At 47.5% G+C, this 24,224-nt stretch carries 18 protein-coding genes and 3 pseudogenes; 10 read left to right on the top strand and 11 right to left on the bottom strand.

The genetic code is table 11. From position 1 onward, the window contains the following. Window positions 1-155 precede the first annotated feature (155 nt). From mnmE to rpmH, 5 genes are all read right to left on the bottom strand, one after another. Window positions 156-1,520 (bottom strand): tRNA uridine-5-carboxymethylaminomethyl(34) synthesis GTPase MnmE, encoded by a 1,365-nt coding sequence (gene mnmE, locus ACD630_RS20030; protein ID WP_430361209.1) that lies wholly within the window; start codon window positions 1,518-1,520, stop codon window positions 156-158. Window positions 1,521-1,597: 77 nt separating this feature from the next. Then, window positions 1,598-3,244, bottom strand: a complete 1,647-nt coding sequence (yidC, locus tag ACD630_RS20025; RefSeq protein ID WP_430360408.1) for a membrane protein insertase YidC — start codon at window positions 3,242-3,244, stop codon at window positions 1,598-1,600. Between the two features lie 2 nt (window positions 3,245-3,246). Then, entirely contained in the window at window positions 3,247-3,504 is a 258-nt protein-coding gene (gene yidD, locus ACD630_RS20020; RefSeq protein ID WP_430360407.1) for a membrane protein insertion efficiency factor YidD, read from the bottom strand. Further along, window positions 3,468-3,827 (bottom strand): ribonuclease P protein component, encoded by a 360-nt coding sequence (rnpA, locus tag ACD630_RS20015; protein ID WP_264624433.1) that lies wholly within the window; start codon window positions 3,825-3,827, stop codon window positions 3,468-3,470. Before rnpA ends, yidD begins: the two co-directional genes overlap by 37 nt. 18 nt (window positions 3,828-3,845) lie before the next feature. Next, window positions 3,846-3,986, bottom strand: a complete 141-nt coding sequence (gene rpmH / locus ACD630_RS20010; RefSeq protein WP_004093983.1) for a 50S ribosomal protein L34 — start codon at window positions 3,984-3,986, stop codon at window positions 3,846-3,848. A 663-nt stretch (window positions 3,987-4,649) separates the two neighbouring features. Between rpmH and dnaA the strand changes: the two genes are divergently transcribed. The 5 genes from dnaA to ACD630_RS19985 all read left to right on the top strand — a co-directional run bounded on the left by dnaA (window position 4,650) and on the right by ACD630_RS19985 (window position 11,473). Then, window positions 4,650-6,032: a chromosomal replication initiator protein DnaA gene (dnaA, locus tag ACD630_RS20005; RefSeq protein WP_430360406.1), complete on the top strand. Its 1,383-nt coding sequence runs from the start codon at window positions 4,650-4,652 to the stop codon at window positions 6,030-6,032. 4 nt (window positions 6,033-6,036) lie between these two features. Then, window positions 6,037-7,137 (top strand): DNA polymerase III subunit beta, encoded by a 1,101-nt coding sequence (gene dnaN, locus ACD630_RS20000; RefSeq protein WP_430360405.1) that lies wholly within the window; start codon window positions 6,037-6,039, stop codon window positions 7,135-7,137. 93 nt (window positions 7,138-7,230) lie between these two features. After that, complete coding sequence (gene recF / locus ACD630_RS19995) at window positions 7,231-8,316, top strand: DNA replication/repair protein RecF (protein ID WP_430361208.1); 1,086 nt, start codon at window positions 7,231-7,233, stop codon at window positions 8,314-8,316. A gap of 18 nt (window positions 8,317-8,334) precedes the next feature. Beyond that, complete coding sequence (gyrB, locus tag ACD630_RS19990) at window positions 8,335-10,746, top strand: DNA topoisomerase (ATP-hydrolyzing) subunit B (protein WP_430361207.1); 2,412 nt, start codon at window positions 8,335-8,337, stop codon at window positions 10,744-10,746. 199 nt (window positions 10,747-10,945) lie between these two features. Beyond that, a complete protein-coding gene (locus tag ACD630_RS19985; protein ID WP_430360404.1) occupies window positions 10,946-11,473 on the top strand; it encodes an IS630 transposase-related protein in 528 nt (175 codons plus the stop codon). A 22-nt stretch (window positions 11,474-11,495) separates the two neighbouring features. Here the strand turns inward: ACD630_RS19985 and ACD630_RS19980 are convergent. The 5 genes and pseudogenes from ACD630_RS19980 to ACD630_RS19960 form a co-directional block, all read right to left on the bottom strand. Further along, window positions 11,496-12,798 (bottom strand): annotated as a pseudogene (locus tag ACD630_RS19980) (IS256 family transposase). Window positions 12,799-12,880: 82 nt separating this feature from the next. Beyond that, window positions 12,881-13,948 carry a hypothetical protein gene (locus tag ACD630_RS19975; RefSeq protein ID WP_430360403.1) on the bottom strand — a complete coding sequence of 356 codons (1,068 nt, stop codon included), beginning with the start codon at window positions 13,946-13,948 and terminating at the stop codon, window positions 12,881-12,883. A gap of 148 nt (window positions 13,949-14,096) precedes the next feature. Continuing rightward, complete coding sequence (locus ACD630_RS19970) at window positions 14,097-15,029, bottom strand: IS5 family transposase (RefSeq protein WP_430360402.1); 933 nt, start codon at window positions 15,027-15,029, stop codon at window positions 14,097-14,099. Between the two features lie 326 nt (window positions 15,030-15,355). After that, window positions 15,356-17,260 (bottom strand): collagenase, encoded by a 1,905-nt coding sequence (locus ACD630_RS19965; RefSeq protein WP_430360401.1) that lies wholly within the window; start codon window positions 17,258-17,260, stop codon window positions 15,356-15,358. A gap of 640 nt (window positions 17,261-17,900) precedes the next feature. Further along, window positions 17,901-18,824: pseudogene (locus ACD630_RS19960) on the bottom strand (IS5 family transposase). Window positions 18,825-19,140: 316 nt separating this feature from the next. Here ACD630_RS19960 and ACD630_RS19955 point away from each other — a divergent pair. Further along, window positions 19,141-20,388: pseudogene (locus tag ACD630_RS19955) on the top strand (IS256 family transposase); the annotation flags it as partial. A gap of 21 nt (window positions 20,389-20,409) precedes the next feature. Here the strand turns inward: ACD630_RS19955 and ACD630_RS19950 are convergent. Beyond that, window positions 20,410-20,793 carry an IS630 transposase-related protein gene (locus ACD630_RS19950; RefSeq protein ID WP_430360400.1) on the bottom strand — a complete coding sequence of 128 codons (384 nt, stop codon included), beginning with the start codon at window positions 20,791-20,793 and terminating at the stop codon, window positions 20,410-20,412. 168 nt (window positions 20,794-20,961) lie between these two features. Between ACD630_RS19950 and ACD630_RS19945 the strand changes: the two genes are divergently transcribed. The 4 genes from ACD630_RS19945 (at window position 20,962) to rbsA (ending at window position 24,212) form a co-directional block, all read left to right on the top strand. Continuing rightward, on the top strand, window positions 20,962-21,774 hold the full coding sequence (locus ACD630_RS19945; protein WP_430360399.1) for an IS630 family transposase: 813 nt from the start codon (window positions 20,962-20,964) through the stop codon (window positions 21,772-21,774). Next, window positions 21,686-21,871 carry a hypothetical protein gene (locus tag ACD630_RS19940; protein WP_430361315.1) on the top strand — a complete coding sequence of 62 codons (186 nt, stop codon included), beginning with the start codon at window positions 21,686-21,688 and terminating at the stop codon, window positions 21,869-21,871. Before ACD630_RS19945 ends, ACD630_RS19940 begins: the two co-directional genes overlap by 89 nt. Before the next feature lie 393 nt (window positions 21,872-22,264). Continuing rightward, window positions 22,265-22,684, top strand: coding sequence for a D-ribose pyranase (gene rbsD, locus ACD630_RS19935; protein WP_430360398.1), 420 nt, complete (start codon window positions 22,265-22,267; stop codon window positions 22,682-22,684). 7 nt (window positions 22,685-22,691) lie between these two features. Beyond that, complete coding sequence (rbsA, locus tag ACD630_RS19930) at window positions 22,692-24,212, top strand: ribose ABC transporter ATP-binding protein RbsA (RefSeq protein WP_430360397.1); 1,521 nt, start codon at window positions 22,692-22,694, stop codon at window positions 24,210-24,212. The last annotated feature ends 12 nt before the right edge of the window (window positions 24,213-24,224 follow it).

Raw genomic sequence — 24,224 nt, 5'->3', positions numbered from 1 at the left:
TTTAAATAATGTAATCAAAATTAAGTCGTTTAGCTATATCTTATTGAGTGGACTGGCTCGGGTTGTTGGGATGCTTACACATCCCTGTTGCGAAGATGTCGAGCAGTGAAGTAACCAAGGCGATAAGCTAAACCGGCATTCGCCGGTTTTTTACATCACTTCCCGATACAAAAACTCGAGAAAATCCGTCCCAACAAGTCATCGGATGTAAATTCCCCGCTTATCTCACTCAGTGCCTGTTGTGCCAGCCGCAGCTCTTCTGCCAGCAGTTCGCCAGCGTAAGCGCTCACTAACTGTTCTTTGCCTTGTTCCAGATGCTGTGCGGCGGTTTCCAGCGCTTGCAGGTGGCGGCGTCGTGCCAGGAAGCCACCTTCGGTGTTGCTGGTAAAGCCCATGCTCTGTTTTAGATGGTTACGCAGGATATCGATGCCATCACCGGTTTTGGCGGACAGGCGAATGAGTGAGTAAGTGTTTACCTCTTCAATGCCTTGTGGTTCTCCAGTAATGTCGGCTTTATTGCGCACCACGGTAATCGGCAGTGTGGCGGGCAGGCGTGCCATAAACTCTGGCCAGATTTCGGCAGGCGAGGTGGCGTCAGTGGTGGTGCTATCGACCATAAACAGCACGCGATCCGCCTGTTCAATCTCTTGCCAGGCGCGTTCAATGCCGATGCGTTCCACTTCGTCGCTGTCATCGCGTAGCCCGGCAGTGTCGATGATATGCAGCGGCATGCCGTCAATATGGATATGCTCGCGCAGTACGTCGCGCGTGGTGCCCGCGATAGCGGTCACGATTGCCGCCTCACGCCCGGCCAGTGCGTTAAGCAGGCTCGATTTGCCCGCATTGGGGCGACCCGCAATCACCACCTTCATGCCTTCACGCAGCAGGCTGCCTTGATGCGCCTCGGCCTGAACATCCGCCAGATCGGCCGTCACGCCATTAAGTTCCGCCTCGATCTTGCCGTCAGAGAGGGAATCGATCTCTTCATCAGGAAAATCAATGGCGGCCTCGACGTAGATGCGCAGGTGAATCAGCGCTTCCACCAGTCGGTGAATGCGGGTAGAGAAGGCGCCTTGCAAGGAGTTCAGCGCAGAACGTGCCGCTTGTTCAGAGCTGGCATCGATCAGGTCTGCGATAGCTTCTGCCTGCGCCAGATCGAGCTTGTCATTGAGAAACGCGCGCTCGGAGAACTCGCCGGGGCGGGCAATGCGCAGGCCGGGCAGTGCCAGAATGCGCTGCATCAGCAAATCAAGAATAACCGGGCCGCCATGCCCTTGCAGCTCCAGCACGTCCTCGCCAGTAAAGGAGTTGGGGCCAGGAAACCAGATGGCAATACCCTGATCCAGCGCGCTACCGTCGGCATCGCGAAACGGTACATAATCCGCATGGCGCGGTTTGGGTAATTTACCCAGCACGGCACGCGCCACGTCGGCAGCCTGCTGGCCGGACACGCGCAAAATACCTACGCCACCGCGTCCGGGGGGCGTGGCTTGGGCTACGATGGTATCGGTATGGCTCATGATGGTTTCTCTGTGGCGATTAAACAAAAAAATAAGGAGGCCCATAGCCGCCTTATTCTCAGACTTGTGCAGTCCGTTTATTTCTTCTCTTTCTTGTCGCGGCTGTGCAGGCCTTTCTTCTCCAGCCAGCGGTAAATCAACTGCTGCTGGATAATGGTGACTAGGTTGCTGACGATATAGTACAGCACCAGACCTGATGGGAACCACAGGAAGAACACGGTAAAGATAACCGGCATGTAGGTCATGATCTTCTGCTGCATCGGGTCGGTCACAGTGGTCGGCGACATCTTCTGAATGAAGAACATCGTGATACCCATCAGGATCGGCAGGATGTAGTAAGGGTCTTGCGCAGACAGGTCAGTGATCCACAGGATGAACGGCGCATGGCGCAGTTCAACCGAGCTCATCAGCATGTAGTACAACGCCAGGAAGATAGGCATCTGGATCAGCAGCGGGAAGCAGCCGCCCAGCGGGTTCACTTTCTCCGCCTTGTACAGTGCCATCATCTCTTGGCTCATGCGCTGCTTGTCATCACCGATACGCTCGCGCATGGCTTGCATTTTCGGTTGCAGCATACGCATTTTCGCCATCGAGGTGTACTGCGCCTTGGTCAGCGGGTACATGATACCGCGCACGATAAAGGTGATGGCGATGATGGAGAAGCCCCAGTTACCGATGAAGCCGTGCAGGAATTTCAGCAGTTTGAACAGCGGTTGGGAGATAAACCACAACCAACCGTAATCCACTGACAGGTCCAGATGCGGTGCAACGGCCGCCATCTTGTCCTGAATTTCCGGGCCAACCCACAGTACTGCGCTGATGTCTTTCTGCGCGCCCGCGTCAACGGTTACCGGTGTAGCTTTAAAGCCAATGGCGGCCAAACCGTTCCCCAACTGCGAGGTATAGAAGGTGTTGGCACCGGCGGTAGTCGGGATCCACGCGGTAGCAAAATACTGCTGCAACATGGCAACCCAGCCACCATCGGTGGTGACGTTCAGGTTTTCTTTCATGTCGCTAAAGCTGTATTTCTTGTACTTATCGTCGCTGGAGGAGAACGCCGCGCCACGATAAGTGTGGAGTGCAAAGTTGCTGCTGCCGGTATCGCGGTGCTTCGGCAGGTCAATAGACTGTTTCAACTGACCAAACAGCGTTAACTCCAACGGCTGCGCGCTGGTGTTGTTCACGTTGTAGCTAACGTTCAGCGCGTAGTCAGCGCGTTTAAGCACGAACGTTTTGGTGAAGGTTACGCCGTCAGCGTTGGTGTAGGTCAACGGAATGGTCAGTGCGTCCTGTCCGTCAGCCAGTTCAAAGTGATCCTGGGTGGCAGTAAACAGCGGACGTGCGCCATTTGCCGGATTATCCGGACCGTGTTTACCCGTCAATCTACTCTGTGCCTGATACACAAATTCCGGCGTGGTTTCCAGCAACAGGAATGGTGTAGCAGAGTGCAGTTTGTCAGGGAACGCCAGCAGATTGGCTTGTTCGATATCGCCGCCGCGCGTATTGATAGTCAGCGACAGTACGTCGGTTTTCACCGTGATCAGTTTACCCTGACCGCTGTTAGGCACGCCCTGGCTGGCGGTATCACCGTTGACTGCGTTCGTCGCTTGATGGATGGCTTGCGTTGAAGCGGCAGGCGGATTTTTGTCCGTCTCCCACGTCTGCCAGATCAGAAAGCTTACGAATAGCAGAGCGATGAGAAGGAGATTGCGTTGCGAATCCATCGTTAATGTTCTCTGTTATTGTCGGGTTTTGGCGGTACGGGATCATCACCACCAAGGTTCAAAGGGTGGCATTTTAATACGCGTTTGAGCGTCAACAAACTGCCTTTTATCATGCCGAACCTGCGTATGGCCTCAATGGCGTATTGTGAACAGGTTGGGCGAAAACGGCAATGTGGCCCTAACAACGGACTTATAACGAGCTGATAACCGCGTATCAGCCCGATCAGGAGGCGCGAGCCAAGCGACAGTGCCGTTGCCATAATTTTTCCAATGCTTCCGTCAACGCGCGATTATCCAGGTCGGCTACCCCTTTTTTGGCGATCACCACAAAATCCATCGCAGGTAGGGTATGTTGATGTAAACGAAAGCTTTCCCGCGTCAGACGTTTAATCCGATTGCGTTCATGCGCCCGTTTCACATGCTTTTTAGCGACAGTAAGACCGATGCGAGGATGCCCCAGCGAATTCAGGCGGCCGAGGATGGTGATTTGCGGCGTGCCAGCCCGATGCGGCTGCTGGAAGACGAAAGTGAAATGGCTGGGAGTTAACAAACGTAACTCCCTGGGAAAAGCGAGCTTAACCACCAGGAGGGTTAGCTTTTATTACTTAGAAACAGTCAGACGAGTACGGCCTTTTGCACGACGGCGGGCCAGAACCTGACGACCATTTTTAGTGGCCATACGAGCACGGAAACCGTGGCTACGGTTACGCTTCAATACGGACGGTTGGAAAGTGCGTTTCATGGCGATTTCTACCTAAACTTGGATAATTGAAACTTGGATAATTGACTTCACAGTAAACGCGTTTGGCGCTCCGGTGTGAACACTGACCGACGCCTCAATCGCATACATCAAAGATAAAGAGGCGGGATTGTAATAATTGTACAGTCCCGAGTCAATTGGCATCACACGCCTATGGAGCCCTTTCCGCAATAAATTTGGGGAATTTTCTGCCTGAAAATAGCACAGAAGAGCATCAACGCGTCGGGCTGAGAATTATACGTACTCTGCATTAAATCGCAAGGATCCTGACACGATCCTTTATGCGGGATCATGATCGCATTCACTCCAGCGTGAATGCCTATGTCAGTTATGCTAAGCGTCCGCATGATGCAAGCCTGTGTCATCGTTGTGCGGCACGTGGCGACCACGAGTGATAAGAATAGCCTGTGGATAAAAAGGATCGAAACTGTGCAGAAAGGGAAGATCTCTGCCGAGGATTAGGTTATGATCCGCCGTCCCGTGAACGATCCTTCTTCGAGATCGTCTCGGCAACCGCATGGACATCATCAGATGCGCGGTGCACCTAGGAGACTGCCATTGCAGCTTCCGGGTCATAATCATGAATTACACTAAATAACGTATCTGATTCTTTTCTATTTTAATCTTGTTCGAGTGGAGTCCGCCGTGTCACTTTCGCTTTGGCAGCAGTGTCTTGCCCGTTTGCAGGATGAGTTACCTGCCACGGAATTCAGCATGTGGATACGTCCGTTACAGGCGGAACTGAACGACAACACGCTGGCGCTCTATGCGCCAAATCGTTTTGTGCTGGATTGGGTAAGAGACAAGTACCTCAATAACATCAATGGCCTGCTGAACGATTTCTGCGGTATGGATGCGCCTTTGCTGCGTTTTGAAGTCGGCAGCAAGCCGTTGGCCGCGGTGGCTGTCAGCCAGCCAGCCAGCCCTCAGGCGGCGGTGCAGCCGGTCAGGCAGGCACCCGTGCGTCACAGTTGGGACACACCGGCGACGCAAACGGAGCACACTTACCGTTCCAACGTCAATCCGAAGCATTCGTTCGACAACTTCGTTGAAGGTAAGTCTAACCAATTGGCGCGCGCGGCGGCGCGTCAGGTCGCTGACAACCCCGGCGGAGCCTATAACCCCCTGTTTCTCTACGGCGGTACCGGTTTGGGGAAAACCCACCTGCTGCACGCGGTAGGTAATGGCATTATTGCGCGCAAGCCAAATGCCAAAGTGGCCTATATGCATTCTGAACGCTTTGTACAGGATATGGTCAAAGCCTTACAGAACAATGCGATTGAAGAATTTAAGCGTTATTACCGTTCAGTCGATGCCCTGTTGATCGATGATATTCAGTTTTTTGCCAACAAAGAGCGCTCTCAGGAGGAGTTTTTCCACACCTTCAATGCGCTGCTGGAAGGCAATCAGCAAATCATCCTGACGTCCGATCGTTATCCGAAAGAGATCAATGGGGTAGAAGATCGTCTGAAATCGCGCTTTGGCTGGGGATTGACGGTCGCGATCGAACCGCCGGAGCTGGAAACGCGCGTGGCGATCCTAATGAAAAAAGCAGATGAAAATGATATCCGTCTGCCGGGTGAAGTGGCCTTTTTTATTGCCAAGCGATTGCGCTCTAACGTGCGTGAGCTGGAAGGCGCACTGAACCGCGTGATCGCTAACGCCAATTTTACCGGCCGCGCCATTACCATTGATTTCGTGCGTGAAGCGCTGCGCGATCTATTGGCGTTGCAGGAAAAGTTGGTGACCATCGACAATATTCAAAAGACGGTCGCAGAGTACTATAAAATCAAAGTCGCCGATCTGCTGTCCAAACGGCGATCCCGATCGGTGGCACGTCCGCGCCAGATGGCGATGGCGCTGGCGAAAGAGCTGACAAACCACAGCTTACCGGAAATTGGTGATGCGTTTGGCGGTCGTGACCATACCACCGTGCTGCATGCGTGCCGCAAGATTGAGCAGCTGCGTGAGGAAAGCCACGACATCAAGGAAGATTTCTCTAATTTAATCAGAACATTATCTTCATAATATTATGAAATTCATTATTGAACGCGAGCATCTGCTAAAACCGTTACAACAGGTGAGTGGCCCGTTAGGTGGTCGTCCCACATTGCTTATTCTGGGCAATCTGCTGTTACAAGTGACGGACGGCGCACTGTCGCTGACCGGCACCGATCTGGAAATGGAGATGGTGGCGAAGATCCCTCTGTCTCAGGCCCATGAATCCGGCGCGACCACGGTGCCGGCGCGTAAACTGTTTGATATTTGCCGCGGCTTGCCCGACGGCGCGGAAATTACCATCACGCTGGAAGGCGACAGGATGCTGGTGCGTTCCGGCCGTAGCCGCTTCTCGCTTTCTACGCTCCCGGCGTCTGATTTTCCGAACCTGGATGACTGGCAGAGCGAAGTGGCATTCTCGTTGCCGCAGGCGACGCTGAAACGCCTGATTGAAGCCACGCAGTTCTCCATGGCACACCAGGACGTGCGTTATTACCTTAACGGTATGTTGTTTGAAACCGAAGGAGAAGAGTTGCGCACTGTGGCGACCGACGGTCACCGTCTAGCGGTATGCACCATGCCGATTGGTCAGTCGCTGCCGCCCCACTCGGTGATCGTGCCGCGTAAAGGGGTGATTGAGCTACTGCGCCTGCTGGACGGCGGCGATACGCCATTGCAGCTACAGATCGGTACCAACAACATTCGCGCCCACGTCGGAGATTTCATCTTTACGTCCAAGCTGGTCGACGGGCGTTTTCCTGACTACCGCCGCGTATTGCCGAAAAACCCGGACAAGGCGCTGGAAGCGAGCTGCGATTTGCTGAAACAGGCATTTGCACGTGCGGCGATCCTGTCTAACGAGAAGTTTCGCGGTGTGCGTCTGCACCTGATTGAGAATCAACTGAAAATTACCGCGAATAACCCGGAACAGGAAGAAGCGGAAGAGATTCTGGACGTGCAGTACAACGGCACGGAAATGGAAATTGGCTTTAACGTCAGCTACGTGCTGGATGTGTTGAATGCGCTGAAGTGTGAAGATGTCCGTTTGCTGCTAACCGATTCTGTCTCTAGTGTGCAGATTGAAGACGGTGCCAGCAAGGTGGCGGCATACGTTGTCATGCCGATGCGTCTGTAGCGGGACGCGCTTGGTCTGCCCCCTTTTTGGCACAAATGCCGACGCTTGCCGTCGGCATTTGTGCCGGTTGTCGCGTACAGGATCTGGTTGTCCATGGCTCTGACCCGCCTTCTGATTAAAGATTTCCGTAATATCGCCTCTGCCGATTTGGCGCTCATCCCTGGATTCAATTTTCTGGTAGGGGAGAATGGCAGCGGAAAAACCAGCGTTCTGGAGGCCATCTACACGTTGGGGCACGGTCGTGCGTTTCGATCCATCCAGGCAGCACGCGTGATTCGGCATGAACAGTCCGAGTTTATTCTGCACGGTCGGTTGGATGGCATGGAGCGTGAACGCTCGATAGGTCTGAGTAAAAACCGGCTGGGCGACAGTACCGTGCGTATTGATGGCAGCGATGGTCACAAGGTGGCGGATCTGGCGCAGTTGCTGCCGATTCAGCTTATCACGCCGGAGGGCTTCACGTTGCTCAACGGTGGGCCAAAATACCGTCGTGCTTTTCTCGATTGGGGCTGTTTTCACCATGAGCCCGGTTTTTTCGCGGCATGGAGCAACCTGAAACGGTTATTGCGCCAGCGTAATGCCGCGCTGCGTCAGGTGGGGCTGTATCGTCAGCTGCGCGCCTGGGATCAGGAACTTATTCCGCTGGCAGAGCGCATCAGCGCCTTGCGGGCGGATTACACCACTGCGATCACTGCGGACATTACCGCGACCTGCGAGCAGTTTTTGCCGGAGTTTTCACTGAGCTTCTCTTTCCAGCGCGGCTGGGACAAAGAGAGCGATTATGCCGAACTGCTGGAACGGCAGTTTGAGCGCGACCGGCAGTTGGGTTACACCGCGTTGGGGCCGCACAAAGCGGATTTTCGTATCCGGGCGGGCGGCGTTGCGGTGGAAGACATGCTGTCGCGTGGACAGTTGAAGTTATTGATGTGTGCGTTGCGATTGGCGCAGGGAGAGTTTCTCACTCGCCATAGCGATGCCAAGTGTATTTATCTGATAGATGATTTTGCTTCCGAACTGGACAGTACCCGCCGCCGTTTGTTGGCTGAACGGTTAAAAGCGACCGAGGCTCAGGTATTTGTTAGCGCCATCAGCGCTGAGCAGATAGATGACATGATCGGTGAAAAGGGCAAGATGTTCCGTGTGGAACAGAGTAAAATAACGGTTCAATTACAGGACTAAAATGAGCGAGAAACGTTGATGTCGAATTCTTATGACTCCTCAAGTATCAAAGTATTGAAAGGGCTGGATGCGGTACGTAAACGCCCGGGTATGTACATCGGTGATACGGATGACGGCACAGGCCTGCATCACATGGTATTCGAGGTTGTGGACAACGCTATCGACGAAGCACTCGCAGGCTTCTGCAAAGACATTGTTATTACCATTCATAAAGATAACTCGGTTTCGGTGCAGGATGATGGCCGTGGCATTCCTACCGGTATTCATGAAGAAGAGGGTGTCTCTGCGGCCGAAGTGATCATGACCGTGCTGCATGCCGGCGGTAAGTTTGACGATAACTCCTATAAAGTGTCCGGCGGTCTGCACGGTGTTGGGGTTTCCGTGGTCAACGCCTTGTCTGAAAAGCTGGAATTGACCATTTACCGTGATGGCAAAACTCACCACCAAATTTATCGTCACGGCGAGCCGCAGGCACCGCTGGCCGTGGTGGGGGATGTCGAACGTACCGGTACTACCGTGCGTTTCTGGCCGAGCATGGAAACCTTTAGCAACGTCACCGATTTCGAATACGACATTCTGGCCAAGCGCCTGCGTGAGCTGTCGTTCCTGAACTCTGGTGTTTCCATCCGTCTCAGCGACGAGCGTGAGCAGGGTAAGGCCGATCACTTCCACTATGAAGGCGGCATTAAAGCGTTTGTTGACTACCTGAATCGCAACAAGACGCCGATTCATCCGCAGGTGTTCTATTTCAGCGTGGAAAAAGACGATATTGGCGTCGAAATTGCCATGCAGTGGAACGACGGGTTCCAGGAAAATATCTACTGCTTTACCAACAACATTCCCCAGCGTGATGGCGGTACGCACCTGGCCGGTTTCCGTGGCGCGATGACGCGCACGCTGAACAGCTACATGGAAAAAGAAGGCTACAGCAAAAAGGCCAAAGTCAGTGCCACCGGTGACGATGCGCGTGAGGGCTTGATTGCCGTAGTATCGGTAAAAGTGCCGGACCCGAAATTCTCTTCACAGACCAAAGACAAGCTGGTCTCTTCCGAGGTGAAAACCGCGGTGGAATCGCTGATGAACGAACGTCTGGTCGATTACCTGATGGAAAACCCGGGTGACGCCAAAATCGTGGTCGGCAAAATTATTGATGCAGCGCGCGCGCGCGAAGCGGCCCGCAAAGCACGTGAAATGACGCGTCGTAAAGGGGCGCTCGATCTGGCTGGCTTGCCGGGCAAGCTGGCGGATTGTCAGGAACGCGATCCGGCGCTGTCTGAACTCTACCTAGTGGAAGGGGACTCGGCGGGCGGCTCTGCCAAGCAGGGGCGTAACCGTAAGAATCAGGCCGTTCTGCCGCTTAAAGGTAAAATCCTTAACGTGGAGAAAGCGCGCTTTGACAAGATGCTCTCTTCTCAGGAAGTGGGCACGCTGATCACTGCATTAGGCTGTGGCATTGGCCGCGATGAATACAATCCGGACAAGCTGCGTTACCACAACATCATCATCATGACCGATGCCGACGTCGATGGTGCTCACATTCGTACGCTGCTGTTGACCTTCTTCTATCGTCAGATGCCGGAAATCATTGAACGTGGTCACGTCTTTATTGCCCAGCCGCCGCTGTACAAAGTGAAGAAAGGCAAGCAGGAACAGTACATTAAAGATGATGAAGCGATGGACCAGTACCAGATTGCTCTGGCACTGGATGGATCGGCGCTGCACATCAATGCTCAGGCACCTGCGTTGCAGAGCGAGCAAGTGGAACTGCTGGTGAAAGATCACCACAGCGTACAGCGGTTGATCGATCGTATGGAACGTCGTTATCCACGTGCGTTGTTGAATGCCTTGATTTACCAAGACACGCTGACAGAAAACGATCTGCAAGACCGTGCCAAAGTAGAAAGCTGGCTGGCGGCGTTGGTGAAAACCCTCAATGAAGATGATGTGCACGGCAGCAGCTACAGCGGTGCGTTGAGCGATAACTCAGTGCTTGCCGAACCAGTGCTGCGCGTGCGTACTCACGGGGTAGATACCGATTATGTGCTGGATGTCAACTTCGTACGCGGCAGCGAATACCGCAAAATCGTACTGCTGGGTGAAAAGCTGCGTGGCCTGTTCGAAGAGGGGGCGTACATTGAGCGCGGTGAGCGTAAACAGCCGATTAACAGCTTCGAACAAGCGCTGGAGTGGCTGGTGAAAGAGTCACGCCGTGGTTTGAACATTCAGCGTTACAAAGGTCTTGGCGAAATGAACCCGGAACAGCTGTGGGAAACCACCATGGATCCGGAAAGCCGCCGCATGCTGCGCGTGACCGTTAAAGACGCCATGGCAGCGGATGAGCTGTTCACTACGCTGATGGGCGATGCGGTTGAGCCGCGCCGCGCCTTTATCGAAGAGAACGCGTTGAAAGCTGCCAACATTGATATCTGATGGATTGGCTGCCGGTTTTCATGCAATGTGAAATACTGGCTGACAGGCAGTAGACTCAATAATAAGGGGGCTAATGGCCCCCTTATTATTTTTGGCTAACGCGTCCCGTCCCTAAACGTAACCATCGTTAACCCGCATCAGCCCGCCATTCGAATAAGCCAATATAGCTAAAAGACTTAATTTTGATTACATTATTTAAATGAGCTATTCAATTGATTTTAGACGTAAAGTAATATCTACACGGGAAGAAGAAGGGTTGAGTATCCGAGAAACAGCGAAGCAATTTCGGATTGGCCCTGCCTCTGTATCGCGTTGGATTAATCAAATAGCGTCAAAAGCATCGACCACGCGTCAGCGAAAGAGCGATAAATCCGAGTTGATAAAAGATGTTGAACCATATCCAGATGCTTACCAAAAAGAACGTGCAGAGCGTTTTGGCGTTTGTCAGAAGGCCATTTGGCAAGCTCTTAAAAAGCTGGGATTGACCTATAAAAAAACGCTACGTCATCCGAAAGCCGACGAAAGCGCCCGGCAAGCATTTCAACAAAAAATACAACAGTATGAAAAAGAAGGTAAACCTATTGTTTTTATTGATGAAAGTGGTTTTCCACACGATACCCCACGGACTCACGGCTATTCCCCAAAAGGTCAACGGTGTTTTGGCCTGAAGAACTGGGGAGCCAAGGGAAGAACAAATGTTATCGGCGCTTTATTAGAGCCTGTTTAAGATGTTGTGTAAATGCCTTTTCTCAGAAGTGACCGTCAAGGCGGTCACCGAACTCGATAATAAAGCGACTCATTGCCATACGCCAGTCCTGTAAGGGCATCGTCCATTTCTGTGATGCCGCCTGGATTGCCAGCCATACGACCTTCTTCACCGAGTCATCAGTCGGGAACACCTTGCGTTTCTTGATTGCATGCCGGAGCACGCTGTTCAGTGATTCTATAGCGTTCGTCGTGTAGATTACCTTGCGAAGTTCCTGGGGGTAGGAGAAGAATGTCGACAGGTTGGCCCAGTTTGACTGCCAGCTCCGGCTTATAGCCAACCGACTTAAAAATGATTACAGCCAATGCCATGATATGTGGCAAAAAAATACAGCTAATTGTTATCAAAATAATGTCGCTTGGCTATATCTGCGGATAGCGGTGATCCCATATCCCACCGAACGTCTCCAGCGCCTGAAGCGCGGCCTCTTCGGTTGGAGCCTGATACACTGCTTTGAGGTCGCGTGTTACCGCCTTATAGTCCTTCCAGGCAACGAAGCGCAGACTGTTGCGCACCATATGCACGATGCACAACTAGATGCGGGCTTCCGGGTAGACCGTGTTGATGGCATCCGGGAACCCTTTCAGGCCGTCCACACAGGCAATGAGGATGTCGGTCAGGCCACGGTTTTTCAGTTCTGTCAGCACGTTCAGCCAGAACTTTGCACCTTCATTTTCGGCCAGCCACATCCCCAGTAGCTCTTTCTGGCCTTCGATATTGATACCCAGCGCCAGGAACACAGACTTATTGATAACGCGGCTGTCCTGCCGGACTTTCAGAACGATACAGTCAAGGTAAACAATGGGATAAACCGCATCCAGGGGGCGATTTTGCCATTCAACAACCTGCTCCATAACGGCATCGGTGACCTTCGATACCAGGGCGGGTGAGACATCCGCGTCATACAGCTCTTTGAACGCAGCGGCAATTTCGCGGGTGGTCATCCCTTTGGCATACAACGATAAAATCTGGTTATCCATCCGGGTGAGCCGGGTCTGGTTCTTCTTCACCAGTTGCGGTTCAAAGGAACCATCACGATCACGTGGTGTACGCAGTTCCAGCGGATCATCGCCGGTGGTAACAGTCTTTGTGGAGTAGCCATTGCGCGTGTTAGTTCCAGATTTGGACTGGTGCTTCTCATGCCCGAGGTGATGGGTCATTTCAGCATTAAGGGCAGCTTCAACGCAGATCTTTTTCAGCAGGCGATCAAACTGGTTGAGAGCGTCAGGGGTTTTGAGATTTTTGGCCAGCTCGTTAGCCAGAGCCTGTAACTGTTTTTCGTCCATAAAGTAACCTGCTTTTGATGTTGGATTGAACATATCAAAATCAGGCAATTACACAATCTCGTGTACAGGCTCGGATACTACATTAACGGTTTTTATAACTTGAAGAAATTTTATTATCCAAAAATGGGTTATGATCGTCAACTGGCTTCGAATATCCCCTTGGATTATTTATCTGAAAATTCAAGTCAGGATTCTTTTCTTTAGCAAAAACTTTAATATTATGGTCCGTAAGCCCATATTTATTTGCTACATCAAGCAACTCATTATAAACCCTTAGTATTCCTTCGGGATCTTTCCTCCGCCCTACATTTAATTTAAAATAACAGACACCATCCTCATGACCTATATTCTTTAGCTCTCCATGAGAAAGGCTAAAGATGTATTTCTTTCCACTCAGGGATGTTACACCCAACACTTTATGCTCATCAAATCTCACCCCAAAAAACATCTTTTCCTTACTTAAATAGGTCAATGAGGATTTTCCATCAATGTGAATTTCATTTAATTTAGCACTTACCGTTTTTTTCTTATATTTCATCGGGTGAGTAATATCATGGCGTAAGTTCGTATTCGGAGCCACTGTATTTTCTTCTTGTTTTTTTACCAAGCGTTCATGTATACATTCAGCTCGTGTGATAAGATTAGTAAATCTACCCTCTAGTCTCTCTTTGTTATTCATTACATCAACTACCAACATTTCTGCTATCTGTGACAATGACTTGTTAATTTTTAATTCTTGATCTTTATATTTCAGTGTCCTGAACATTTTAGGGCGTATCGCAGTTACTATCGTTTCGAAATTTTTCCCCTCGCTTGTTGTTTCATTAAACTCAATGTGCTTTCCTTTTCCTAGGGGAATTTTTATACATTGTGTCTCAGTGTCAAAGGCATTTATCAACGTTTCCGTAATTTCTATATAGTCAGCTAATGCGGTTTCACTCAAACGCCCTTCTATGAATTGAATTATATAATAACTCAACCCTAGCGTTATCACGTTCAATATTTTTTTTGCATCATCACTGATGTGCACTTTATTTTTTGAAGAATACACAACATCTCTAAAGACACTTACATGATCACAAATGACATCTTGTTTATATGTATTCAAGCTGTTGCAATAAGATGATAAAGTTGAAGTCTGATTAATCATTTTACCCCCTTCTAAAAAGATGAATAGAAAATATAATATTTATCAAAATAAATAACAGAAGGTATTGACCCTAATGTTTTAGATATTCAGAAGGGCTTTGTTGAATAAATAGATTTTATGCTGGGCTGCCAGCATAAAATCTATTTATTCAACAAAGCCACGTGATGCGAATACTGTTCGGCATTCCTAATAGCGTGATCAGGTTAAGCGCTTTGACCATGGCCATGGCTTCACCCACCTGAGCATCGTAGTCTCTCAGACTTAGATGACCACCCAGAAGCCTTTTGAACCGGAACATGGCCGTTTCAGCCACTGAGCGCCGGTGATAGCCCACTTTCTTTTTCCAGATAGCGTTACTACCGCTAATGCGCTGATTTGCAACAGCGTGGTTACGCTCGTGGTAGCGATCTTGCCAATATTGCGCCCCCCTTCGTGGCAGGATAAGCGGCCTTATTTTCTTCCTCAGCAGAGCATCATAGCAGTAAACTGTATCGTAAGCGCCGTCAGCCGATGCCTCTCTGATTTTCCGGTGGGTCTGGTTTATCAGCGCCGGTAGAGCTTGGGCATCAGTCGTACCACTGAGCGACAAATCCGCACAGATAATCTCATGCGTCACACTGTCTACTGCCAGGTGCAGCTTACGCCATACCCTGCGTCTGTCGGCACCATGCTGCCGGACTTTCCATTCGCCTTCGCCAAAGACCTTCAGGCCGGTTCCATCAATGACCAGATGTGAGATTTCACCAGGGGTTGGCGTTTTTATGCTGATGTTCACTGTCTTTGCTCGCTTGCTGAGCAGCGAATAGTCTGGACAATGGAGCGACAATTTAATCAGTTTAAAAATCGAGTCACCAAAGCCCTGTAAAGCCCTCAATGAAAGGCCAAACACGCGTTTCATCATCAGGACTGTGGTGATGGCCATATCTGAGTAGTGGAGCGGTCGTCCACGCCGTTCAGTAGTGTTTTTTTCCGTCCATGCAGCAATGGCTGATTCATCTAGCCATACGGTTAGAGAACCGCACTGCTTGAGGGCCTTGTTATAAGAGGGCCAGTTGGTGATTTTAAAATTTTGTTTTGCCATGGAGAGCTGATTTTGAAACAACTGTGTTGATCTGCTCCGATGATTACCCAAAAGTTCTATTTATTCAACAAAGCCACTCGACGATATAACATGCCGATTGACTTTTAGCAGAAAATCAATAACTAAGGCCTATATGAGAAAGACATTTGCTGAATTTTGCAATGAAGTTTTAGAAACCAAAAATAGCGGGAGCGCTGTTGTTCAAAAAAATTACTTTGAAGTATCGTAATTAGGTTGCGTCACTCTTTTTAACACGTAATTACGCGACAGAGAGACACAACCTAAGATATCATTTATTTCACATTCTATTTAATCATTGAATCAAATCATCCACAATTAGAATATCTATTTATGCTTATTGAATGGTTAGACTGTTGATTTAGCCAATAATAAAACTCCTCATTGTATTTTTGTCCAAAGTTTTTTAAAACTCTAGAATAAGAAGGTTTATCACCGCTGGATCCAATTTCTTGTCTTAGGGAGCGAACTAATTCACCACGAACAGAACGTAGTTGTGGTGAACTATCGAGAAATTTTTGCACAAAATATGGCCAAGCGTATAATCTCTCACTATGCCCATTAGCAGAAAACCCGTCTATATCAATTATTTGCCTCAAGCTAGGTCTATTTTCTGGCGGGCAATTCATTAAAACACTTTCTGCATATTCATTTTTTTTCCCATGCGATATATACTCTGCCAGACCTTCGGTCCACCATGTAATTTCCTCTGAGGGAAACATATTAGCATCACCATACTTATTATATTTACCATCAAGATAATGAACAATTTCATGTCCAAAATTATGAATATTATTGTCTTTCATATAAACAAAAATACGTGGTTGATTATTAGGATTGTTAGAATTCCCTTCAATATAAATACCTCCATTATTTGTGTCTATACGGAAAGGATAGTTACCATATCGATGGTAGTGATCTTTATTCTTCATCACTATAATTTCCAATGGTTTTGAATAATCATCTCTTACACTTTTTTCCCCGAATGATTCATGAAAATTTTTTAGAACTTTAGTTGCTATAACATTTAGTTTATTTTTCTCTTCATTATTAAAAGGATAAGAAGATTTTATTCTATATTCGCTATTAAGTTTGAAATTATGGGGAATGAATTCTTTTTCTAAAATAGGTTTCAAAAAACCAGAAAATATAGACAAGTCATTCTTTTCAAAACTTCTCCCGGTATCTTCTATAAATTTAGTCAAAACAACATTAATTTCCTCACGCAATTCACTTTTGGCTGGTAAGGAATTATATTTCTTTAATATATTATTTAAATTAAAATCAATGTTTTTTTGTGTTTCAAAGCTAATTTTAGGATTGTTTCTCTTCTCAGAATTGATGATGGATGACAATACATCCAAGGCACAACGAATATGATAAAGAGGAAAATTGTTTTTTTTTGAATTGACAATATTTAAGGATTGATTGACAAGTTTCAATAAATTTCTCTCTATCGCATCCTTACTCTTAGATAATATCTGACTATCGAGTGTCCCCGGCCTTATATAATAAATTAAATTTAGTAATTTCCCTGTATTAACAGAGGATTCATAATTGTTCAATAGTTTTTCTTGGTTTAAAACATGATACTCCAATATTGCGTTGAAATTTTTATAATTTATATTGGAATTATCTCCTTGGGAATTATTATTGGTCATCTTTATCATCGCTGCTACCCAAGAACTTGTTAAACCTGATAATTCTTTATCCGGTTCATTTGATATACCATGAAGATTATTATATGTCTTAGCGAGATAGTCTCCTATTTTGCTTAATGTTCTAGACACAATATTATTTTCGCTTTTCCAATATGGACCAGATGTATCAACTCTATGATAGAAACTTTCAATATATTTTGACAACAAATCAAGATCGCGTTTTTTTATCTCCGGTTCGAGCATTAACTTATTAATGATTTTAATTGAGGCTATTAATGTTTTTTTAGAGTGTTGATAACTTGTCTTTAAGAACAACTCTTTTTTATCATGAAGATCTTCCATTAATTTTTTTTCTAGTACGGTAAACCTCACTTTACTTTGAAGAGGATTTAAATATGTTGATGGGATATTTTTTTCAGTTTCATTTTCGACATGTGAATGTCTTTTTTTTTCTAAAACAGCTTCATTTTGTTTATTTTTTACATTATTCACCTCATCGAAGAAAACATTTGAATGATGATTATAACCGACACCACTTAAATTTACTGACATAAATAATAATCTCCATTTAATTACAAAACACTAATAAATCATAGCGATATAGCATCTATAGCAATTATATATACATCTATTTGCAAGTCATAATTTAAATTTATAACCAATATTTAATAAACACTCCTTATTAACGTTCATTAATTTATATATAAACCAACAACACCCACTATTTGATAGTGAGAAAACAACGAAAAACATAAGGCGTATCGATGAATTTCGATATTTACCAGTAGATTCAACCAAGTCTATTTGTAATAATCACTAAATTTAAACAGTTCCATACTCATCCCTTGTTTGAAATCAATAATTCAGTTCTTTATTTTTCGACCATTATTTAATGTAAATAAACCTCATAAAATCAGCTAAACACCTTATTTTTGTTGTTGTAGATACTTTATTAAATAATTAAAAATCAAGTCATGATAAAAACCAAACGGTATAAAATGGTCACAGGCGTCGAGTTACTTACCCTAAATGGTATAAATAAGATAGTTTGTCTGAAAATTGTCATTACAATGATATAATACTTATTATCATATGTTATTCTGTACGAAAAACTTTTTCTTCTATCTAACCTATATTGGCTTTGTTGAATAAATCAGAACTTGTAACGACTGCGCCCCATACGGGTCGATTGTTATGTGATGCGAATGCTGTTCGGCATTCCTAATAGCGTGATCAGGTTAAGCGCTTTGACCATGGCCATGGCTTCACCCACCTGACCATCGTAGTCTCTCAGACTTAGATAACCACCCAGAAGCCTTTTGAACCGGAACATGGCCGTTTCAGCCACTGAGCGCCGGTGATAGCCCACTTTCTTTTTCCAGATAGCGTTACTACCGCTAATGCGCTGATTTGCAACAGCGTGGTTACGCTCGTGGTAGCGATCTTGCCAATATTGCGCCCCCCTTCGTGGCGGGATAAGCGGCCTTATTTTCTTCCTCAGCAGAGCATCATAGCAGTAAACTGTATCCTAAGCGCCGTTAGCCGATGCCTCTCTGATTTTCCGGTGGGTCTGGTTTATCAGCGCCGGTAGAGCTTGGGCATCAGTCATACCACTGAGCGACAAATCCGCACAGACAATCTCATGCGTCACACTGTCTACTGCCAGGTGCAGCTTACGCCATACCCTGCGTCTGTCGGCACCATGCTGCCGGACTTTCCATTCGCCTTCGCCAAAGACCTTCAGGCCGGTTCCATCAATGACCAGATGTGAGATTTCACCACGGGTTGGCGTTTTTATGCTGATGTTCACTGTCTTTGCTCGCTTGCTGAGCAGCGAATAGTCTGGACAATGGAGCGACAATTTAATCAGTTTAAAAATCGAGTCACCAAAGCCCTGTAAAGCCCTCAATGAAAGGCCAAACACGCGTTTCATCATCAGGACTGTGGTGATGGCCATATCTGAGTAGTGGAGCGGTCGTCCACGCCGTTCAGTAGTGTTTTTTTCCGTCCATGCAGCAATGGCTGATTCATCTAGCCATACGGTTAGAGAAGCGCGCTGCTTGAGGGCCTTGTTATAAGAGGGCCAGTTGGTGATTTTAAGATTTTGTTTTGCCATGGAGAGCTGATTTTGAAACAACTGTGTTGATCTGCTCCGATGATTACCCAAAAGTTCTATTTATTCAACAAAGCCATCTATATTGAGAAAAAGTGGCTCACCTTTCACAGAAAAATACTGATTAAATATCGAACGTTAAGAGATACCTCCCCGACAGGAAAGCATTGAGGACTATATTGTGCCAAATAGCATATAAATGTGGAATATCAACGTACTAGGAGTTATGCTCATTTCTGGTGTACGGGGTTTCGGGGAGGGTAGCGTATCCTGCTGATTGATTTTGTGGATGATTTCAACAACAGAGAGATGATACCCCATGAAAAAGTCTACCCTACAGGTCTCCGCAGAACCAGATATTGCCGGTGATCCCTTGCATGAACTCATTCGTAATGGTGCCAGGCAGCTGATAGCTGCCGCCGTTGACGTTGAGCTCGAAGCCATTCTGCAACAACATGCTGAACGCCGCCTTGACGACGGGCGTCATGCTGTCGTTCGTAACGGCTATTTGCCCCCGCGAACCATACAGACGGGTATTGGGGATGTTGAAATTAAAGTACCTAAGGTCAGGGAGCGCAGCGGCAACGGAATATGCTTCAACAGCGCGTTGTTGCCGCCTTATCTGAAACGTGCAAAAAGCGTCGAAGAGTTGCTACCATGGCTGTACCTGCGAGGCATATCCACCGGTGATTTTCATGAAGCCCTGAGGGCGCTTCTCGGTGAAAAAGCTAATGGCCTCTCTGCCAGTACCATCAGCAGACTGAAACAGCAGTGGCTTGAAGAGCACAGGCAATGGTGCCTGCGTGATTTAAGCGATACGCGCTACGTTTATTTCTGGGCCGATGGCATATACAGCCATGTCAGGCAAGATGATTGCCTTTGCCTGCTGGTCATTATCGGCGTCACTGAGCATGGACGTAAGGAGCTGGTTGCGGTTGAAGATGGTTATCGAGAGTCAGAAGCAAACTGGGCCGAACTTCTTAATGGCCTGCGAGCACGTGGCCTAACCGTATCTCCCAAGCTGGCTACGGGAGACGGTGCCCTTGGTTTTTGGAATGCAATGGCAAAGATATTCCCGGACACGCAGCACCAACGCTGTTGGGTGCACAAAACCGCTAATGTGTTGGCTTCACTCCCCAAAGCCATGCAACCGAAAGTTAAGGCTGAGCTGCGGGAGGTTTGGCTAGCAGAGAGCCGCGATGCCGCTAATGAAGCCTTTGATGTTTTGTTGGCAAGGTTTTCAGCGAAATATCCTTCAGCGATGAAGAAGCTGGAGAAAGCTCGAGAAGAACTGTTGGCATTCTACGACTTCCCGTCAGAGCACTGGGCGTCAATAAGAACGACAAATCCGATTGAATCGGCTTTTGCGACTGTGAGGCTACGAAGCAGAGGCGCGAAGAACGGTGGTTCGAGAGAAACAACCCTGTCAATGGTATTTAAGCTGCTCCAATCTGCTCAGAAAAGCTGGAACCGACTAAGAGGATTTGACCTGCTGACCCTGGTTGTAAGCAACGTCCAATTTAAGGATGGAGAACAGATTCACGAAGCATCAGAGCGGAACGTAGCCTATCGCCATACACCAGATTTGCTAATAACTCGTTCTTCCCTTGGCTCCCCCGTTCTTCAGGCCAAAACACCCTTGACCTTTTGGGGAATAGCCGTGAGTTCGTGGGTTATCGTGTGGAAAACCACTTTCATCAATAAAAACAATAGGCTTACCTTCTTTTTCATACTGTTGTATTTTTTGTTGAAATGCTTGCCGGGCGCTTTCGTCGGCTTTCGGATGACGTAGCGTTTTTTTATAGGTCAATCCCAGCTTTTTAAGAGCTTGCCAAATGGCCTTCTGACAAACGCCAAAACGCTCTGCACGTTCTTTTTGGTAAGCATCTGGATATGGTTCAACATCTTTTATCAACTCGGATTTATCGCTCTTTCGCTGACGCGTGGTCGATACTTTTGACTCTATAGGCAACCGACTTAAAAATGATTACAGCCAATGCCCTGATATGTGGCAAAAAAATACAGCTAATTGTTATCAAAATAATGTCGCTTAGCTATACCTGAACGTTACGGCCCATGGAAAACCGTTTATAACCGTTTCAATATAGCTAAACGACTTAATTTTGATTACATTATTTAAATGAGCTATTCAATTGATTTTAGAGGTAAAGTGATATCTACACGGGAAGAAGAAGGGTTGAGTATCCGAGAAACAGCGAAGCAATTTCGGATTGGCCCTGCCTCTGTATCGCGTTGGATTAATCAAATAGCGTCAAAAGCATCGACCACGCGTCAGCGAAAGAGCGATAAATCCGAGTTGATAAAAGATGTTGAACCATATCCAGATGCTTACCAAAAAGAACGTGCAGAGCGTTTTGGCGTTTGTCAGAAGGCCATTTGGCAAGCTCTTAAAAAGCTGGGATTGACCTATAAAAAAACGCTACGTCATCCGAAAGCCGACGAAAGCGCCCGGCAAGCATTTCAACAAAAAATACAACAGTATGAAAAAGAAGGTAAGCCTATTGTTTTTATTGATGAAAGTGGTTTTCCACACGATAACCCACGAACTCACGGCTATTCCCCAAAAGGTCAAGGGTGTTTTGGCCTGAAGAACGGGGGAGCCAAGGGAAGAACAAATGTTATCGGCGCTTTATTAGGCACAACGCTGTTTGCTATCGGATTATTTGATATCAATATTAACAGCGATGTTTTCTATTCCTGGGTCACACAAGTCCTTATCCCAGTACTCCCTAAAAACAGGGTAATCGTGATGGACAATGCAACTTTTCACAAAAAACATAATATTCAACAAGTCATCATCGATGCAGGGTATATGGTGGAGTATTTGCCAGATCTTAACCCCATTGAGCATAAATGGGCACAAGCAAAAAAAGAGAGAGTGGTTGCGATACAGAGATTTTGTTCTCAGTCCATATGGTGTAATCAAAATTAAGTCGCTTTGCTATATGTTTTTCATCGTTAGAGTCCTTGTGAACAAACCAGAGTTTTTTCGGCAGGTGTCAGAGTGCCGTTATAGCCAACCGACTTAAAAATGATTACAGCCAATGCCCTGATATGTGGCAAAAAAATACAGCTAATTGTTATCAAAATAATGTCGCTTGGCTATATTGTTTAAATTATGAGTATGGTGATATGAGCTTTAGAAAGTGAGGTAAATCATACAAAAAAGAAACACTGTTTTAATAAATTCATTATCTAGTTTCATTGTTTATTTTTCATTTGTGATAGCGATCAATCTTCCGACAGCGGTGGTTAACGGCTATTTTCTAACTTAATGTTTTTCTTATATCTCTTTTTTGTGATAGCGAAACGTTTCGATGGCGATCACAATTCCGCAAACTCTTTTTTGCTTTATCAGGACTTTTTCTTAAACTTTACTGAAAACGAAACGTTTCGCTGTCGTTATCAAAACGAGTGACATAATGAAAAAAGGCGTATTACTCAATTCCGAAGTCTCGAGTGTGATTGCACGCCTTGGGCACACTGACCAAGTGGTGGTGTGTGATGCAGGGTTACCCATTCCTGCCACTACCGCCCGTGTTGATCTGGCGTTAACACACAATGTGCCTACTTTTATACAGGTGCTGAGCGTGATTACGCAGGAGATGCAGGTAGAAGCGGCGATTGTTGCGCAAGAGATTATCGAGAAGAACCCAAAGCTCCATGAAGTTATTCGTGAGCATTTGCAACAGCTTGAACAATACCAGGGAAATACCATTGCGTTGCACTATGTCAGTCATGAGGCATTCAAGATGCAAAGCGGGCAGAGCAGGGCCGTTTTTCGCAGCGGTGAATGCTCGCCCTATGCCAATATTATTTTATGTGCTGGCGTAACCTTCTGAGGCTGAGATGGAACCTTTATTACAGCTGCTGGGAATAGTAAAAACCTTTCCCAGTGTAAAAGCGCTGTCCGGTGCTGCCCTGAATGTCTATCCCGGCAAGGTGATGGCGCTGGTGGGGGAAAACGGCGCCGGGAAATCTACCCTGATGAAGGTGCTCACCGGTATTTACCGCAAAGATGCCGGTCATGTTCGCTTTCTCGGGCAGGACGTTGCCTTTAACGGGCCAAAATCATCACAGCATGCGGGTATCGGTATTATTCACCAGGAACTTAACCTGATTCCCCAGCTGACGATTGCTGAAAATATTTTCCTTGGCCGCGAGTTTACCGGAGCCTTGGGGCGCATTGATTGGCAAAAGATGTACGCAGAAGCCGATAAGCTGCTGAAAAAGCTAAATCTGCGCTACAACAGCCGCCGACTGGTGGGCGAGTTGTCCATTGGTGATCAGCAAGTGGTCGAGATTGCCAAGGTGCTGAGCTTTGAATCCAAAGTGATCATCATGGATGAACCCACGGATGCACTGACGGATACCGAAACCGCGTCCTTATTTACTGTGATTAAGGAACTGACCGCACAGGGTTGCGGTATCGTCTATATCTCCCACCGCCTGAAAGAAATTTTCGAGATTTGCGATGACGTGACTGTGCTGCGCGACGGTCAGTTTATCGGTGAGCGACCGGTCAACCAGCTGCATGAAGAGCAACTCATTGAAATGATGGTGGGGCGCAAACTGGAAGAGCAGTACCCTCGGATGAATACCGTGCCGGGCGATATTCGCTTGAGTGTTAAAGACCTGACGGGGCCGGGTGTTGACGGTGTCAGTTTTACGCTGCGGCAGGGGGAAATTCTCGGTGTTTCTGGCCTGATGGGCGCAGGACGTACCAAACTGATGAAGATCCTGTATGGCACACTTCCTCGTACGCGCGGTGACGTGGTGCTGGATGGCCGTGAGGTGGTGACGCGCAGTCCGCAGGATGGGCTGGCAAACGGCATCGTTTATATATCTGAAGATCGCAAACGTGATGGCTTGGTGTTGGGGATGTCTGTCAAAGAGAACATGTCGCTGACGGCATTGCGTTATTTCAGCCGTGGCTTTGGTGCACTCAAACATGAAGACGAACGCACCGCGGTTAGTGATTTTATCCGTTTATTCAATATTAAAACTCCCTCAATGGCACAGCCAATTGGCCTGTTGTCCGGCGGAAATCAACAGAAGGTAGCGATTGCTCGCGGGCTGATGACGCGGCCGAAAGTGCTGATCCTCGATGAACCTACGCGCGGCGTCGATGTGGGAGCCAAGAAAGAGATCTATCAGTTAATCAACCAGTTCAAGGAAGAAGGCCTCAGCATCATTTTGGTGTCATCGGAAATGCCGGAAGTACTCGGTATGAGTGATCGCATTTTGGTGATGCATGAAGGCCGCTTGAGCGGTGAATTCTCCATTGAGCAGGCCACTCAGGAAGTGCTGATGGCGGCAGCGGTTGGCAAGCAATTTGGCAAGCAATATAGCCAAGCGACATTATTTTGATAACAATTAGCT

It is taken from the genome of Symbiopectobacterium sp. RP (assembly GCF_050472005.1).
Classification (GTDB): domain Bacteria; phylum Pseudomonadota; class Gammaproteobacteria; order Enterobacterales; family Enterobacteriaceae; genus Symbiopectobacterium.
The sequence above is the reverse complement of the archived record's forward strand: the minus strand, read 5'-3'. Positions and strand labels throughout refer to the sequence as shown.

Excerpts from the sequence above, each read along its gene's own strand:
- mnmE (WP_430361209.1), bottom strand. The coding sequence starts at position 1,520 with ATGAGCCATACCGATACCATCGTAGCCCAAGCCACGCCCCCCGGACGC.
- yidC (WP_430360408.1), bottom strand. The coding sequence starts at position 3,244 with ATGGATTCGCAACGCAATCTCCTTCTCATCGCTCTGCTATTCGTAAGC.
- yidD (WP_430360407.1), bottom strand. The coding sequence starts at position 3,504 with ATGGCAACGGCACTGTCGCTTGGCTCGCGCCTCCTGATCGGGCTGATA.
- rpmH (WP_004093983.1), bottom strand. The coding sequence starts at position 3,986 with ATGAAACGCACTTTCCAACCGTCCGTATTGAAGCGTAACCGTAGCCAC.
- dnaN (WP_430360405.1), top strand. The coding sequence starts at position 6,037 with ATGAAATTCATTATTGAACGCGAGCATCTGCTAAAACCGTTACAACAG.
- recF (WP_430361208.1), top strand. The coding sequence starts at position 7,231 with ATGGCTCTGACCCGCCTTCTGATTAAAGATTTCCGTAATATCGCCTCT.
- gyrB (WP_430361207.1), top strand. The coding sequence starts at position 8,335 with ATGTCGAATTCTTATGACTCCTCAAGTATCAAAGTATTGAAAGGGCTG.
- ACD630_RS19985 (WP_430360404.1), top strand. The coding sequence starts at position 10,946 with ATGAGCTATTCAATTGATTTTAGACGTAAAGTAATATCTACACGGGAA.
- ACD630_RS19975 (WP_430360403.1), bottom strand. The coding sequence starts at position 13,948 with ATGATTAATCAGACTTCAACTTTATCATCTTATTGCAACAGCTTGAAT.
- ACD630_RS19970 (WP_430360402.1), bottom strand. The coding sequence starts at position 15,029 with ATGGCAAAACAAAATTTTAAAATCACCAACTGGCCCTCTTATAACAAG.
- ACD630_RS19965 (WP_430360401.1), bottom strand. The coding sequence starts at position 17,260 with ATGTCAGTAAATTTAAGTGGTGTCGGTTATAATCATCATTCAAATGTT.
- ACD630_RS19945 (WP_430360399.1), top strand. The coding sequence starts at position 20,962 with ATGAGCTATTCAATTGATTTTAGAGGTAAAGTGATATCTACACGGGAA.
- rbsD (WP_430360398.1), top strand. The coding sequence starts at position 22,265 with ATGAAAAAAGGCGTATTACTCAATTCCGAAGTCTCGAGTGTGATTGCA.
- rbsA (WP_430360397.1), top strand. The coding sequence starts at position 22,692 with ATGGAACCTTTATTACAGCTGCTGGGAATAGTAAAAACCTTTCCCAGT.